Below are 15,570 nucleotides of genomic sequence, written 5' to 3'. Positions count from 1 at the left end.
TGCCATGCATAGCCCATCGCAGAAGGACAAACGAGTGTCCGTGGCGCGAAACTGCGCATAATCCCAAGATCGTCATAATCGTGCTCATGCAAATATTTGCATGATCGCAAAGAGCGGTGCGTCCCACTCTGGGCCAAGACCGCCGATGCAATCCGGAAATGGATGCGTGAGCAGGATGCCACCCCCGCGGCGCGTCTGTTCACCAATTATCGTGGCGAGCAACTGACCCGTAACGGCGTCGACTGCATCCTGCAGAAGGCGATTGCGAGCGCGGTGCCCGCCTGTCCAAGCCTGCGCCAAAAACACATCTCGCCTCACGTCATTCGACACGCGACGGCGACCCATCTGTTAGAGTCCGGCGTCGACATCAGTGTTATTGCACTGTGGTTGGGCCATGAAAGCATCGACACGACGCACATCTACATGGAGTCCAACCTTGCCCACAAGGAAGAAGCGTTAGGCCACCTGCGGCCTGCCGGACAGCGTACACCACGATATCACGCGACTGACAAGGTCATGGCGTTCCTCGAAACGCTCTGATTATGCGCATCGCGATGGCCGAGGTTGCCTGCTGGAGGAGGCTCTCCGGCCATCGCTTCGCCTATTTCCCCCGTGTGGATAATCGTTATTGTACTGATCTTGATCGGCTCCGTTATGCCTCTGCGGCCGCGATCGCTAACCAAAAAATCCTCTGCCATATCTTAAGCTTCAGATATTTGCGAATCCCGGCCGACCCTCGAGTGCAAGTGCGCAGCAGCAGTTCCCGTGCAATGCGCAGGCCGGTGGTGGAGCGCGCGCGGGTCGCTCATTGCAGATAACCCTGACAACCTCAACCTCGGGCACATGGGATCGGCCAGTGTGGATGAATCGGGTGAATCGTCCGGCGCAGATGAGCCGGCGGCCGAAGCAGTCGAAGAGTTGAAGAACCGGAGGCAGTTCAAGAAGAAGCCTGAGCTTGAACGGACTGGCGAGCTGCTTGCGAAATACACGCACTCCCCTGACGTCCCCTGACGGGAGGGCGTGTGGGACAATAGTTTTTTGCTGTTATGGCGTGCTGGGCCCCCTCAACAAGGTACGCTCCGTCGTTTCAATCTGTCGCTGATAACGCCTGTTCCGCTGGTCGGCGCGCATAGGCGAAAACGGAGCAAACCCGGCTCACGGTGTTTGGCTGAGGCTGGCCCGACCACCAGTCGTTATCGACGGTCCGGGTGCCGCCCGTAGAGATGCCGACATGCCAGTGAACTGTACCGCACATGCTGCCCAGCACCGGTACGCGTCGCGGCTTCCAGAACACGACATCCCCTGGTTGCAATGCGTCCGGATCGGAAATTTTAGGCCATCTGGACAGGACTGAGTCGACCTGCCGGACCGATGCGAGCGCGCCGACCGGATGTCCCGCTTTGCGCAAGATCGCGCTTACCGTATAGGCACACGACAGCACTCCGGGAAATTTCATGCCCAGGTACGTGCGTCCCGTTGCTGCATTCCAGCGAGGCACGCCATATAGCGAGCCATCCGGTTGCGCAGCGGCCGGCGCTTCCAGCGCGGCATCGGCCAGACGTTGCGAGAGCGGACGAACCGGTTCACCCGCCTGCACAAGCTGACAGGCGAGCAGCGGCGACAGAACGGATGCAACGAGCCACGCGATAAATCCCGGCTTACTGTTTCGCTTCATCATGCTTCATCCTCGCTTCCGGCGTTGCGTGTGCCCTTCCCCGATAGCTGTGCCGGCACACGCTGCTTCCGGGATTGCGTCGTCGCGGGCGAGACTGGTTGTATGGGTGGACGCACAAGCATGCACTGGTCACGGAAGTTGCGGAACGCTGTATTGTAGCCGCGTAGCGTCGGGCGCTCCACTTCGGGCTGGCTCGTCGCCTGCTGCTCCGTGCGAGGTCTTCAGCGGTTGCCAGCTGGTAGCGATGCCGTTTGTCGCTGACGGCCTTGCGTACGGTGCCCCGCGCCAGGGCGTCAGCAACCAAGCGCTGGACTTCCGTTGCGCTGATGCCAGTATGTCGGGCGAGGTCATGCAAGGTGTAGTGCGTTCCGGGCTCCATGGCGGCCAGGATGGCCTGCACCGGGGCTTCGTCAGCCAGCTTGGGTTTGATGGCTTTGATCATTGCCGGGCGGAGGGCGCGTCCCCCACTCCGGTATCATGCCGTCTGGTCTTAGGTACAAGAGAGCTGGATGTGAAAGTCGTATCGCAACAACGCCGCACCCTCAGCCTGAAAGAGGGGCTTCTCGAAATCTGCAAAAGCATGGAGCAGGCGTCCGGGGCACAGCCGCAGAGTGCCCCGCCCCGTCAACCTGCGCTGGCCCACGCGCCGAAAACCGGTAGCCGACCTGCAACTGTGCCGCGACAGCACCCAGCGCCCGCACGGCAGGCGGCGATGCGCGCCGGCGAAGACGGCAACGCGCGCATCAAACGCCACCGTCAGTTCCTTGCGATCTGGAACGTTTTCTCGAAGCAATATCCGGCGTTTCGCGACCGCCTGCCACTGAAGATCGGCGTGGCCAGCGAGCTGTCCGCGCGACACCCGGAGTACGGGCAGGCACTTATCCAGATGGTGCTCCGGCGGCACGTGAACGATCCGCGTTATCACGAGCGTGTCGCCGCAGGTGGTCCGCGCTACGAACTGGATGGCAGTGTGTCGGCCGGGCCGGGCATCACTGCGGAGCACATCGCCCGCGCGAATGCGGCGCTGGTCTGCCAGAAGGAGCGGACCAGGGCGAAGGAAGCGGGCATGGGTGTTGAGCCAGTGCACTTCATGGCTCGGGCTGCAAAGGCCTGAAGCAGTTTGTAGGTGACGGTCGGGCCGTTTGGGGTGCCGTCAGGATTCGGATTTTTCCGTACTTTAGGGCCTGTGAAACAGGCCCTATGCGAGCGCACTCACGTCGGCGTGTGCCGTTTCTGCTCCAGCAAGGCCCGATTGTGAGACTTGGTGCCGCCATGAGTGTGGGGGCCGCTTCTAGCTGCCGCGTCCTCATGTTTGTCAGTCTCGGCGTCAATGAGCAACAACGAGTCGGCAACGAGTCCGACATTCGGCGAAGCCACGTCTAGCGAATCGTCCACGCCGAAACTGACTACCACGTCAACATACTGGCTCGGCTTTGCCCGAATCAGGAATTCCGGCATGTATTCGTTCGACGTGCCACTTGCGAGGGTGCCGGTCAGGCCGCCGTGCGAAATCGACGTATAGCCGTGGTCGTGTATCCATTTCATGACGGTGGGATTCGTCGGGCCGTCGTCAACGTCTGCCTCATAGGCAATCCGCCGCCACGAAATCAGCCCGCTCTCCTGTGGATGCCATGGGTCGGGTGCGTCGTTGATTGCGATTGCAGAACCGAAAGCGGGCTCTTTTGCGGACGGATCGCCGAGATACAATTCCGCGCTGCTGTACGTGACGTGGACAAGCGACTTGGACGTGTTCTTGTTAGTAACGTCGTAACTCACGTCATACAGGGCAGTGCCGTCAGGGTACTTCTTGATCTGGGTTATGGCCAGATCGCCGTCGTAATCGATAGGCTTCTGTTCGTCCGTACCGAGTGCGATTTTCAGTTGTTCGTTCTGGTAGGCAAGCTGTTTGAGCGTCTGGTCTTCAAAGGTGTGTTTGAAGGTTAGCCACTCATATCCGCCCCCGATCAACGTAATGCCCACGATTACGAGGTTTGCGACTCCCAGACCGCGCTCCCAATTCATGTTTTCCCCCGGAACGGAACTTCGTGAACTCTATAACAGTTCGCCGCGTTCCGGATTTGCCGTCACGCTGATATTGACGGGGCATTCGGAGCCGCTGGCGTAAGGAAAATCCGAATCCTGAGTGCACCCCAATACGTGCGGTGTTCATTTCGTTCGACAATCAGCCATATCGCCTGCAGGCAGGGCCTCTTTGCTCGCTTTTCTTTTTTTCCGCTCGCTGCGTTGCCCTTCCGCACGCTTCACGACTTCTTCCAGAGTGTGCACGATTTCCGGCGTAGCACGACCAAAGCGCTTGCTATAGCAATGCGCGATAAATTCCGCGAGGGGGCGCTTCCAAGGTTCCTGTTGCTCATTAGCCAGCGACCCGAATTTTCGGGGATTCAATCCCAGTTCGCGAGCCATCTGGATATGGGTATGGCTCAACCTGAAGCGCTGCCTCGCTTCAAACCATGGCTGAAGCTTCGAAGGTATCGGCATCAGGGCTCACCCGTGCGCCAACTCGTGGCGGTCAATCGCTCCACTGCCGCGTAGTAACGCGCCTGCGAAACGGCAGCATCGTCGTTCTGATTCGTCTTGAGGATGTCAAACAGATGCTCTGCGACAACGGAGCCGATCGCGTGGATCGCATCGTGTCGCGTGAGTCCCTCGTTCCTGAGGCGATGCATCGCCTGGACCACGGGCTCAAGGTCCAGGGCAATCTGGTTTTCGACAATCACGTGTAGCATCGCATGCATCGTGACGTTGGGCAGCCTGATGCGCGCGGTGCGATGGCAGGTTTCGACGAGAGAAATCCGCTCGTGTTCGTCGAGTTCGAGCCACGATTCAGGCGCGGGCCCGCGCTCGGGGTTGTACGCATCCATGATTCAATCCTGCACTGATTTCTGCCTGTCAGGCGCGACATGATGCGCCAGCACCGAGGCGACGAATGAATACCCCGGACCGACCGCGAACTGATCGCGCAGGCGCCTGTTGAGCTCGTCTCGCGTCATGCCACTGGCGAGCGTCGCATCGGCGAGCGCCCCATAAGCATCGAGCACATCGCTGCCCGTGATGTCGTAACCAAAACCTGCGGCTATCCAGTGCAGCGCCGCTGTACCGCAGGTCACGGCGAATGCGGGCGCCTGGCTGACGAAATCGCGCGCGGCCCGTGTCAGGGTGCGAGGATCAGTGGGGCTTCGCATCGCGAGAGACGCAGCCAGATCGAGCAGACCAGCGTCTTTGGCAGCGGCAAACCATTTCCCTTCGGCGCCGGGATTGCTTGCGATCAGATCGCGGAGGACGCCTTCCGCTGGCCGGTCCGGATATTTTTTTGCAATGGCACGGAACGTCGCGAGATGCGTCTGCCCCTGATTGGCCTCGATCGCGTAGCGCCGATACGCCTCGTCCTTCATGCCCGACGCCAGGAGGATTGCCTCGCATTTGCGGGCGATGGCGGCAGCCGGTGCATTCAGCCCCCTGGACGCTTCCGCGTAACGCAGTGCTTCAGCCGAACGGCCAAGTGCGATCAGTGCATCCACCCCGTACTGGCGATACGCCCACCAGTTCAGGCGTGCTCCGTTCACGAGCGCGAGCAGCTCCTCATGGCGACGTGCGGCATTCAGCGCACTCAGGCAGGCGATGGTGCCCGCGAAATGCTCACCGAGACCCTCAGCGCCCATCACGCGCGCAGTAATGGGTAACAGCCGGTCCACCCATGCCGAGGCGATTGCAGGCGTGACACACAGTTCGCCCCAGTAATCGCCGAGGCGTTCGATGTACGGCATCTGATCGCCCTGTAGCGCCTCGAACAGACGCTCGAGCCAGCGCTCCCGCATGGGAACTGGCACATCGACCCCGGCGATGACCGGCACCAGCGCTTCGATCGCACGGTTCACCGCGGTGCCGATGGCACCGGAAGAGCTGTCCACCTGTTCGAGCGCGGGAGAAAGCTTCTCGAGCAGAGACACGGCGCCGTCGGCTGCGACAACAGGCTCGCTGCGAGCGACCTGGCGGATTTCCGTGACGGCTTCCTTCAGACGCTGGATCGGCAGCGCAGATTTCCAGCCAAACGCGCCGCGCCGGAACCGGGCCGGGAAAGTCCATTTGTGAGGTGTGGTACGGGTCATTATCTTCAGGTGCGCCGTGTCAGCGCGTCTTCATGTAAGCGGCGTACAGGCCGGCATGCAGGTCGCGTAATGCCTTGCGGCGCTCGACGAGATCGTGCTGACGCCCCTGACGCTCGAGACTCAGGATCTGCCACAGCATCGACGTTGCCCGTTCGGGGTCGATGTGTCGTGACAGCCGCGCCCCGCGCAGGCGGGCCGCCAGTCCCGGCTTGACCGTGAGCAGCCACGCCGGAAACCAGTCGAAGTCGGTGATTTCGCCCGTCCCGACGAATTGCGCGTCGAACTGCCTGCGCAACGCGTCCAGCGAGGCGTCGCCGATCCGCGTCAGCAGCGCCACGCAGCGGGCGGGCGCAAGCCATGCAAGCTCCGCCAGCAATGGCCATGCGGCATCCAGCCCGTCAGCGCGATACCGCGCTTCGGTTATCCACGCCAGTGGCGCCGGGATGCGGCGCCACGACGCAATGCGTTCGACCGCCTGTTTCGCCGCAACCCACTCACCCGCTTCCAACCACATCGGCGCCGCGTGATGGTCGCTATAGCCGGCGTCAAACGGCAGGGCGACGGCTCGCTGCGCGAGCGCTCGCCAGCACGACGCCATCCAGGCGACGGCAGCCTGCTCACCGAACAGGCGCCGGGCCGCTGGCGAAATCTCCTCCGACAGCACACGACAGGCTGCGGCAAGCGAAGCATGGTCAACAAAGCGCGCCGTCGACACGTCCTCGAGCGCGGCGATCAGTACCGCGAGTCCCGGCACCGTGTCATCGCCGGGACACTCGCGTGTCAGCTGTTCCCACGCCTGGCGGGCATCAGGTGCATGACGCCGTTGCAGGGCGTCGAGCACATCGTTGCGGAGCATCACATCTTGGCTATTGGCGAACAGGTCGAGTTGCATCGCGGCACGCGTCAAAAATGAAATCAGAAGAGTTGATCATTGAGGTCTGCAAGGTTAGCCCATTTCACGGTGCTTCGGAACGTCCGGCCACTGTCGTCGACCGATTCGATGATGGCGCGCTGACCACTGGCTTCGGCGACAACCCGCACGATCCGTTCGCCATAGCGCATCAGTGCACCGATCGGTGGACAGCGACGGCGACGCGGCTTGCCGGGACGTCTGGATGCCGGTTTCGTCACGTGGCTTTCTTCCGCACCGTGGGCTTGCCTGCGGAACGGGCTAGCCGGCGGGCGGCGCTCGCCATCGCTTCACCCCTGCGCCGGCCAGCACGACCGGCTGTTCCGCCCGGAATGGGCGCCAATCCCTGCTGGCGGAGCGCTTTCAGCTCCTCGGTACACTCCGCGTTCACGCGACGGACTGCGTCCAGACTGCCTTCGAGCACACCGATCTGCTGACGCGCATCGCCCAACTGCGTTTGCAGCACCTGAATGTCGGCGTGCAGGCGAGCTTCGCTGTGCTCGGCACGCCGCACGGCTGCATCGCGTTCCTTCACCAGCCGCGCGCTGGTTGCCCGCTCCCGCTCGATTTCGAGCAGCGCACGCTTCTCGGCCGCCTGCAAACGTGTCTCGGCCAGTTCCGCGCTCGCCCGCTGCTTCTCGAGTTCAGCTGCGAAGTCGGTGCGTGCCTGCGCGAGCGCAACGTCCCGCTCGCGGCCTTCCTGCTGCAGCCGCGCGATTTCGCCTTCCAGCGCGCCGCGCGTGGCCTCGGCGGCTGCCTGCGCCTGTTCCAGTTCCTGTACGCGTATCTGTCCGGCGAGCAGCGCGGCGGTGCGCTGTGCAAGTGCCGCTTCAGTGCGCTCGAGATCGGCCCGCATGGTGGCCACTGTTGCCTCGGCGGCAAGCCGCACATCCTCCACTTCCAGGCGCAGCGTTTCAAGTGACGCCTGCGCGGCCGCGGCCGCGCGCTTCCAGAGTGTCGCGACGAGTTCGCCGGCGGCGCCCTGCAGTTCCTCGGGCAGATCGGCGTGCTCGATGCGCACGCGACTTTTTTCGCGCAGCTCGGCCCAGAACCCGGCGAGCACGGCGACGGGCGTGCTCATGCTGCCGCGGCGCACGAGCTGATAGAGGCTATTGGCCGTGGGTGTGACGCCGAAGCGGAAGAACAGCAGCGCGCAGGCTTCGCGGTACAGCTCGCGGGTTTTCGGGAACTCGGCCTTCAGGCGTTCGATTTCGGCCTGCAGGCGGGTTTCGTCGGGGATGGGGATGTACGCCGGAACCCCGGAAAATTCCGTCACCCCATCTCCAGCTTCAACCTGCAAGTTTCCTGATACGTTCGGCAAGGCGTCCGAACGCTTCATTCACGTACTCCAATGCCTTGGGCTCTGCGCCCAGCGCACGTAGAGAGTTTTTGAAGCCTTCCAGATCGGAAAGCCATTGCCGATGCAGCTTGTCCATCTCGTCGACTTGAGGCTGAAAGACTTGCAGGTTGCCGCTTCCACGAAACGCCTGATAGCCGCGCTCGAGTGTCGCCGCCGTTGTCAGCAGTTGAGTTCCCCGTTGCCTGTACTGTTCGGGAAGCTTCGCCATGCCGTCATAGGGCCGAGATGCCTTATTGCATTCAACTTCGAACGCCTCTTCCATGGTGAGGGCGTAGCGGTAAAACCCGGGGAATTCGTTGGACAGTGCAATGAGTTCATTGTCGGATGTTCCGACCCAGATCTTATGCAGATCGGGCACGTATCCCATCATGCGATTAAGGATGGCAGGTGCGTCGTTGACGCCCAGGGCAGAAAGCTGTTGCATGTGCTGATCGATCTTTTCTGCCAGTCGGCGAAATTCACTCATGCTGATTACGCCGATTACGCCGCTCGCTGGGCATTACGCTCCGCCTGCGTCAGATAGTTGTACAAGGTGGAGCGGCCAATGTTCATCAGCCGGCAGATCTCTTCCACCGTATGTCGGCGCTCATGATAGAGCTGCAAGGCGAGTTGCTCGCGCTCCGGGTCGAGCCGCTTCTTGCGCCCGCCCTTATGGCCTCGGGCGCGGGCGGCCGACAGGCCGGCGCGGGTGCGTTCGCGGATCAGGTTCCGCTCGAACTCGGCAAGTGCACCGAACAGGTGAAACACGAGCCGGCCACCGATCGACGCGGTGTCGATGCTTTCCTGCAAGCTGCGCAAGCCAACGCCAGCGGTATCCAGTTGTTCGACCAGGTAGATCAGGTCTTTCAACGATCGCCCGAGCCGATCGAGACGCCAGATCACGACCGTATCGCCCGATCGTAGCGAGGAAAGCAGTGCCGTCAATCCGGTGCGCTCTGCCTTCGCTCCGCTGGCGGTGTCCTCGAACATGCGCTCGCAGCCGGCGTTTGCCAAGGCGTCGCGTTGCAGGCCGAGATGCTGGTCGTCGGTCGAGATACGGGCGTAACCAATCAACATACGAATTCCCGTTTGTCCGATGAATATGCAGTATAGTCGGACGTTGAAAGATGGAAGCAGATATTGGACGCCTTTCATAAGGTTCTCAGCGATATCCCGATCGCGAGCGCTCTGCGTCCATCAAACGATCGTTTGGTGGACAGACGTCGAATGGCGACAGAACTGAACACAGACTCTCGGCATCGGTACGTGCTTTTCCGCAGCGACGCGTCGGAGCTGATGCACCTCGCCCCGCGCGAGGAACGGCAATAGACCGACCCATGCGGGCAGGAAGTTCACGGCTGGGACATACGCGAATGTTTGTGCGCAACTTCGCCGATTGCGTCGCAATAGCGGTGGACCGATGAAGCATCAAACAGGAAACCACGAAGAATGACCGAAGCGGGAACCGAAACTTTCTCCCTCTGGCACGCACTACTGTCTATCGCGCGTCATGCTCCGTCGCCGCACAACGTTCAACCGTGGCGCGTCCAACTCGTCTCGAGCCATCACGCCGAACTGTTCATCGACGGCGCTCGCACCCTGCCGAACGAAGATACGACAGGTTCTTTCCTGCTCTCTGCGATGGCGATGTTCATTGAGGCCATCGATCTGCTGGCGGCACACCACGGCCTGCGCCTTGAGTGGCGTCTGCACCACGCTGTGGCGGAACTTGCTGATATGGTGTCCCGTCCCACGTCGCCGGAACTGATCCCGTTTGCGGCGCTGCAGCTCGTTGTCGCCCCGGACGCTCACGGCAGCTACCCGTCTGAGCTTTTTCTGGCCCGCCGTACGTGCCGCATTCCTCTGCATCCGATACCTGTGCCCGATTCGGCAGTTGTCAGGCTGGCCGCTCTCGCCAATGCATGGGGCCATCGCTATACGCACCTGTCGGACCCGGCCGCGATTGAGTCGATACTCGCCCAGAATATTGACGCAGTCTTTCACGACATGAATGTCGCCCAGTACCATGACGAGATAACGGCATGGTTCCGCTTCACCGAACGCACGACCACTGAACACCGGGACGGCCTCGACTGGCGTTGCATGAACCTGTCCCGGGTCGAATTCTGGCTCTCCGCCAGATTGTCAAAGATCCTGCTTTTTGCTCCAACCCGCTACTATTTGAAGCGCCGGTACCGCCAACAACTGGGTCATGTTCCCGCTATCGGCATATTGAGCGGAGATTTCTTTAACCCAGCAAATGCCATCGATTCCGGCCGCTTTCTGTTGCGCTTCTGGCTCGAGTTGACGAGCCTGGGCCTTTACCTGCATCCGTATGGCAACCTTGTCACTAACCCCAAGGCTGCCTCGTGGCTCGAAGCGCGCACACAGGTTCCCGGCGCGTGGCTCGTGTTCAAGATTGGCTACTCCGACACCCCTCCGCCGAGCCAACGCCGCCTGCTTGCAGATATCCTGATCCCGACTACGTATCCGACGCCCCAATGAACATCCTTTACCGCCTCTATCTTGAGACCGTCCTCTGGACACTCTGGTTTTTCCGTCGTTTGATCAGTGTGGATGGGCGCCTCTACGTTTTTCTCAATGCGCCCGTGTTCCAGCCGTATCTGGCCAGTGTCGGCCGCATGCGCGCTCGCGCAGCCTTTCTCAAGGCGAGTGCCATCTGCCCCGCGTATTCGGAGTTTCTCAAGGCAGAAGCGTACCGGCCCAGCGGCAAATGGCGGCTGGCCGATGTGCCGGTGATGACCAAGGAGAATTACGTGAAGCGTTACTCGATCGAGCAACGCTGCTACGGGGGAGCCATTCCGCGCTCGGGCGTCGTGATCGATGAGTCGTCCGGGTCGACAGGACAGCCGAACAACTGGATTCGCAGCGCGGCTGAGCGCAGCGACGTTAAACGCATCCTTCAGTTGAACTATCAGCTGGTGTTTCGCGACTCCGGCAAGATTCTGTTGAACTGTTTTGCGCTTGGCCCGTGGGCTACGGGCATGAATGTCTCCATGTCGCTGGTCGATGTCGGCATCCTGAAGTCTATCGGTCCCGATAAGTCAAAGCTTGTCAATACCCTCAAGCTGCTTGGACCTGGATATCAGTATCTGATCTTCGGGTACCCTCCTTTTATCCGCTCGTTTGTCGACGAGTGTGATCTCGATCTCAGTGCGTATCACATCGATTTTATCGTCGGCGGAGAAGGGCTCTCGGAAGGTCTGCGCAGCTATCTGCTGCAGAAAGCCCGTACGGTCATCTCGTCCTATGGCGCCTCCGACCTCGAGATCAACATCGGCGTCGAAACACCGACCACCATCGGCCTGCGCCGTCTGCTCCTGGATCGCCCCGCGCTTTGCCGCGAGTTGTTCGGCCGCGATACGCCGCCCATGATTTTCCAGTACAACGCGCTTGATTACGTCATCGAAACCAACCCCGACGGCGAACTGCTCGTTACCATCGGCCGTCAATCCGGCGCCGCGCCCAAAATCCGCTACAACATCCGCGATTCCGGCGGCACCTACACATTCGGGACATTGGCGGCCCGCCTTGCCGCGCACGAGGTCGAGCTTGCCAGTCTCGCGCCGCGCACTAGCCATTTTCCGTTTCTGTTCGTCTACGGCCGCAATGACTCGAGCGTGCCGTTCTACGGCGCCAAGGTGTTTCCTTCGGACATCGAGCAGATCCTCTCCGCCACGCCAGCGTTACAAAGCGCCATCAGCACCTTCCAGCTTGCTACGGCGGAAGATGAGCATCTCACCAGCTTGCTGGACATTCACCTCGAACGCGCGTTGGGCCTGAATCCGACACCGATCGACGAGACCGGACTACATGCAGACATCTTCGACGGACTCAAGCGGGTGAACCAGGACTTCCGCGAAGTCTCGCGGCTCTTTGATCCTGCGCAGGTTCGCATTCATCTCCACGATCACGACACGGGCCCTTTTCAGGGTCGCGACATTCGAATAAAGAACAAATACATCGCGTGAAGACATACGTTGTGCACGCCGTTGCGGATCCAGCTTCATCTGGCGCTTGCATTCGAGGCGGGATATCTGATCGGCGAGAAGCCCGTGCCGGCTGCGCTGGTCGAGTCGGTCTTGTCGCGTCAGCTCGGCGACCTCAAGCCAACGCTGACGCGTCACGGCTATCGCGTCGAACAGTTCGATGCCAAGTCGGCCGAAGTCAAGGCACTGTTCAGCAACTTCCTGGAGCTGGTGCGGGCCGCGACCGTGCGCGACAAAATGCTGGCTGCGGCGCTGTCAATCTGAATGCGGTCAGTTGCAGATAATGTCGGTCCGAGACGATGGAATGCAGGTCGGCGTGGCTGAATGCAGGCCCAGATGCAGATAATCCGGGTTCGCCCGTCCCGTCAGTTGCAATTAATGCTGGCCCGAAATCGCGTCGATTGCAGGTCTGCCCGATCTCAAACGCAGGTCGTTACACCTAGCGCGTGTCGGCTGGCAAGGCCCCGGAAGAATTGCCGATGATGCACAAGAATAAGCTGCTCAGTATCCTGTCCGACGCCGAGCAGGAAGCCCTGTACGGGTTGCCAGATTTCGATGACGGTCAACGACTTGAATTCCTGTCGCTATCGGAAACCGAACTGACGCTCGCCAGCAGCCGTCCCAGCCTCCCTGCGCAAGTCTACTGCCTCTTGCAGATCGGCTACTTCAAGGCCAAGCAAGCCTTCTTCCGCTTCGACTGGGACGATGTCGAAGACGATTGCGCTTTCGTGCTGAGCCGCTATTTCCACGGCGAAACTTTCGAGCGCAAGCCGATCACCAAACATGAGCATTACACCCAGCGCGAGCGTGTTGCCGAGCTGTTCGGCTATCGGCGGTGGACGGCCGATTTCCTGCCGCAGCTTGGGCAGCAGGCCACGCAGATCGTGAGGCGCGACGTGACGCCGGGATTTGTGGCCGCCGAGCTGATTGGCTGGCTCAACGAGCACAAGATCATCCGGCCGGGCTACACCACCCTGCAAGAGCTGGTCAGCGAAACACTGGCGGTTAGGCGGCCTGGTGGCGGAAGTGCTCGATGACCCGGCCAAAGCCGCCTTGGCCCAGCTCCTGGTGCGCGACGACACCCTGTCTCAACTGGCGGCGCTCAAGCAGGATGCCAAGGACTTCAGCTGGCGTCAGATGGCCCGCGAGCGCGAGAAGCGCGCCACGCTGGAGCCGCTGCACGGGATCGCCAAGGCGCTGCTGCCCAGGCTGGGCGTTTCGCAGCAGAACCTGCTGTATTACGCGAGTCTGGCGAACTTCTACACCGTCCACGACCTGCGCAACCTCAAGGCGGATCAGACCCATCTTTATCTGCTGTGCTACGCCTGGCAACGCTACCGGCAGCTCTCCGATAACCTGGTCGACGCGATGGCCTACCACATGAAGCAGTTGGAGGAAGAGAGCAGCGCGGGTGCGCAGAAATTTTTCGTGGCAGAACAGGTGCGCCGTCAGCAGGACACGCCGCAGGTCGGTCGCCTGCTGCTGCTCTACGTCGATGACACGGTGGCCGACGCTACACCGTTCGGCAACGTGCGGCAGCGCGCGTACAAGATCATGCCGAAAGACACGCTTCAGCTCACCGGCCAGCGCATGAGCGTGAAGCCGGCGAGCAAGCTGGCCCTGCACTGGCAGGCGGTGGACGGCCTGGCCGGACGCATCCGCCGCCATTTGCGACCGCTGTACGTCGCGCTCGACTTTGCCGGCACCGTCTCCGACAGTCCGTGGCTCGCGGCGCTGGCCTGGGCCAGGAGCGTGTTCGCCAGGCAGCAGCGTCTGTCGCAACGGCCGCTGGCCGAGTGTCCGGAGGCCACGTTGCCGAAACGGCTGCGGCCATACCTGCTGACCTTCGATACCAATGGCAAGCCGACCGGTCTGCACGCCGATCGCTACGAGTTCTGGCTGTACCGGCAGATCAGAAAGCGCTTCAAATCGGGCGAAATCTATCTCGACGACAGCCTGCAACACCGCCGCTTCTCCGACGAACTCGTCTCGATGGACGAGAAGTCCGACGCGCTCGCGCAAATGGACATCCCCTTCCTGCGGCAGCCGGTCGATGTCCAGCTCGATGCGCTGACGGTCGAGTTGCGCGCGCAGTGGCGGGCATTCAACCGCGAGTTGAAGCAGGGCAAGCTGACGCACCTGGACTACGATAAGGACACGCAGACGCTGATCTGGCGCAAGCCCAAGGGCGAGAACCAGAAGGTCCGCGAACAGGCGTTTTACGAGCAACTGCCGTACTGCAATGTCGCCGACGTGTTCCGCTTCGTCAACGGCCAGTGCCAGTTTCTGTCGGCGTTGACACCATTACAGCCGCGCTATGCGAACAAGGTGGCCGACGCCGACAGCTTGATGGCAGTCATCATCGCGCAGGCGATGAACCACGGCAATCAGGTCATGGCGCGCACCAGCGACATCCCGTACCACGTGCTGGAGACGACCTACCAGCAGTACCTGCGCCAGGCATCGCTGCACGCGGCAAACGACTGCATCAGCAACGCCATCGCCACGCTACCGATCTTCCCTTATTACTCGTTTGACCTTGATGCACTGTACGGTGCCGTCGATGGTCAAAAGTTCGGCGTCGAGCGGCCGCCCGTGAAGGCGCGCTACTCGCGCAAATATTTCGGTCGTGGCAAGGGCGTCGTCGCGTACACACTGCTGTGCAACCACGTGCCGCGCAACGGCTACCTGATCGGCGCGCACGGGTACGAAGGCCACCACGTGTTCGACATCTGGTATCGCAACACGTCAGACATTGTGCCGATCGCGATCACCGGCGACATGCACAGCGTCAACAAGGCCAACTTCGCCATCCTGCACTGGTTCGGGCTGCGCTTTGAGCCACGCTTCACCGACCTCGAAGACCAACTCCAGGAGCTGTACAGCGCTGATGATCCGGCGCTGTACGAGAAGTGCCTGATCCGTCCGGTCGGACAGATCGACCGGCAGCTCATCATCAGCGAGAAGCCGAACATCGACCAGATCGTCGCCACGCTGGGCCTCAAGGAAATGACCCAGGGCACGCTTATCCGCAAGCGGTGCACCTACACCGCGCCGAATCCGACACGGCGCGCGATCTTCGAGTACGACACGCTCATCCGCTGCATCTACACGTTGCGCTACCTGCGCGATCCGCAACTGGAACGGAACGTACATCGCTCACAGAACCGTATCGAGTCCTACCATCAGCTACGCTCGACCATCGCGCAGGTCGGTGGAAAGAAGGAATTGACCGGTCGCACCGACATCGAAATCGAGATCAGCAACCAGTGCGCCAGACTGATCGCCAACGCGATCATCTACTACAACTCGGCCATCCTTTCGCACCTGCTGACGAAGTGCGAGGAGAGCGGCAACGCCAAGGCCGTGGCGCTGATTACCAGGACGTCGCCGGCGGCCTGGCGGCACATCCTGCTGAACGGGCATTACACCTTCCAGAGCGGCGGCAACATGATCGACCTGGACGCGCTCCTGGCCGGGCTGGAGTTTGGATGACGGAAATTTCCGGG

The 15,570-nt window shown here is 61.3% G+C and carries 14 protein-coding genes and 1 pseudogene; 5 read left to right on the top strand and 10 right to left on the bottom strand.

Annotation, left to right across the window (positions count from 1 at the left end; genetic code table 11):
* Positions 1 to 96 precede the first annotated feature (96 nt).
* Complete coding sequence (locus tag KHO33_RS38710) at positions 97 to 540, top strand: tyrosine-type recombinase/integrase (protein ID WP_267915877.1); 444 nt, start codon at positions 97 to 99, stop codon at positions 538 to 540.
* A 547-nt stretch (positions 541 to 1,087) separates the two neighbouring features.
* Here the strand turns inward: KHO33_RS38710 and KHO33_RS38705 are convergent.
* The gene (locus KHO33_RS38705; RefSeq protein WP_200567954.1) at positions 1,088 to 1,678 is read right to left on the bottom strand and encodes a hypothetical protein; all 591 of its coding nucleotides are present in this window, start codon (positions 1,676 to 1,678) and stop codon (positions 1,088 to 1,090) included.
* Between the two features lie 241 nt (positions 1,679 to 1,919).
* Between KHO33_RS38705 and KHO33_RS38700 the strand changes: the two genes are divergently transcribed.
* Positions 1,920 to 2,789 carry a ProQ/FINO family protein gene (locus KHO33_RS38700; protein WP_200567953.1) on the top strand — a complete coding sequence of 290 codons (870 nt, stop codon included), beginning with the start codon at positions 1,920 to 1,922 and terminating at the stop codon, positions 2,787 to 2,789.
* A 98-nt stretch (positions 2,790 to 2,887) separates the two neighbouring features.
* On the opposite strand, the gene KHO33_RS38695 is transcribed toward KHO33_RS38700, so the two are convergent.
* The 9 genes from KHO33_RS38695 to KHO33_RS38655 all read right to left on the bottom strand — a co-directional run bounded on the left by KHO33_RS38695 (position 2,888) and on the right by KHO33_RS38655 (position 9,128).
* Positions 2,888 to 3,697, bottom strand: a complete 810-nt coding sequence (locus KHO33_RS38695) for a hypothetical protein (protein WP_200567952.1) — start codon at positions 3,695 to 3,697, stop codon at positions 2,888 to 2,890.
* A 144-nt stretch (positions 3,698 to 3,841) separates the two neighbouring features.
* Positions 3,842 to 4,174, bottom strand: a complete 333-nt coding sequence (locus KHO33_RS38690; protein ID WP_200567951.1) for a hypothetical protein — start codon at positions 4,172 to 4,174, stop codon at positions 3,842 to 3,844.
* Complete coding sequence (locus KHO33_RS38685; protein WP_200567950.1) at positions 4,174 to 4,557, bottom strand: DUF1841 family protein; 384 nt, start codon at positions 4,555 to 4,557, stop codon at positions 4,174 to 4,176. The genes KHO33_RS38690 and KHO33_RS38685 overlap by 1 nt, the downstream gene beginning before the upstream one ends.
* Before the next feature lie 3 nt (positions 4,558 to 4,560).
* Positions 4,561 to 5,802, bottom strand: coding sequence for a hypothetical protein (locus tag KHO33_RS38680; RefSeq protein WP_200567949.1), 1,242 nt, complete (start codon positions 5,800 to 5,802; stop codon positions 4,561 to 4,563).
* Between the two features lie 19 nt (positions 5,803 to 5,821).
* The gene (locus KHO33_RS38675) at positions 5,822 to 6,694 is read right to left on the bottom strand and encodes a hypothetical protein (protein WP_200567948.1); all 873 of its coding nucleotides are present in this window, start codon (positions 6,692 to 6,694) and stop codon (positions 5,822 to 5,824) included.
* Positions 6,695 to 6,717: 23 nt separating this feature from the next.
* Positions 6,718 to 6,933, bottom strand: coding sequence for a hypothetical protein (locus tag KHO33_RS38670; RefSeq protein WP_200567959.1), 216 nt, complete (start codon positions 6,931 to 6,933; stop codon positions 6,718 to 6,720).
* Positions 6,930 to 8,051: a DNA-binding protein gene (locus tag KHO33_RS38665; protein ID WP_200567947.1), complete on the bottom strand. Its 1,122-nt coding sequence runs from the start codon at positions 8,049 to 8,051 to the stop codon at positions 6,930 to 6,932. The genes KHO33_RS38670 and KHO33_RS38665 overlap by 4 nt, the downstream gene beginning before the upstream one ends.
* A complete protein-coding gene (locus tag KHO33_RS38660) occupies positions 8,002 to 8,538 on the bottom strand; it encodes a transposase (protein ID WP_200567946.1) in 537 nt (178 codons plus the stop codon). Before KHO33_RS38660 ends, KHO33_RS38665 begins: the two co-directional genes overlap by 50 nt.
* 14 nt (positions 8,539 to 8,552) lie before the next feature.
* Positions 8,553 to 9,128, bottom strand: a complete 576-nt coding sequence (locus KHO33_RS38655; protein ID WP_200567958.1) for a recombinase family protein — start codon at positions 9,126 to 9,128, stop codon at positions 8,553 to 8,555.
* A 1,292-nt stretch (positions 9,129 to 10,420) separates the two neighbouring features.
* Between KHO33_RS38655 and KHO33_RS38650 the strand changes: the two genes are divergently transcribed.
* The 3 genes and pseudogenes from KHO33_RS38650 to KHO33_RS38640 all read left to right on the top strand — a co-directional run bounded on the left by KHO33_RS38650 (position 10,421) and on the right by KHO33_RS38640 (position 15,556).
* Positions 10,421 to 12,043, top strand: coding sequence for a phenylacetate--CoA ligase family protein (locus tag KHO33_RS38650; RefSeq protein ID WP_200567945.1), 1,623 nt, complete (start codon positions 10,421 to 10,423; stop codon positions 12,041 to 12,043).
* Positions 12,044 to 12,052: 9 nt separating this feature from the next.
* The gene (locus KHO33_RS42425) at positions 12,053 to 12,325 is read left to right on the top strand and encodes a phosphoribulokinase (protein ID WP_234480872.1); all 273 of its coding nucleotides are present in this window, start codon (positions 12,053 to 12,055) and stop codon (positions 12,323 to 12,325) included.
* 215 nt (positions 12,326 to 12,540) lie between these two features.
* A pseudogene (locus KHO33_RS38640) lies at positions 12,541 to 15,556 on the top strand (Tn3 family transposase).
* The last annotated feature ends 14 nt before the right edge of the window (positions 15,557 to 15,570 follow it).

This window comes from Paraburkholderia nemoris (genome assembly GCF_905221015.1).
GTDB lineage: Bacteria > Pseudomonadota > Gammaproteobacteria > Burkholderiales > Burkholderiaceae > Paraburkholderia > Paraburkholderia nemoris.
Note: the sequence above shows the minus strand (reverse complement) of the source record. Positions and strands in the feature narration are given on the sequence as shown.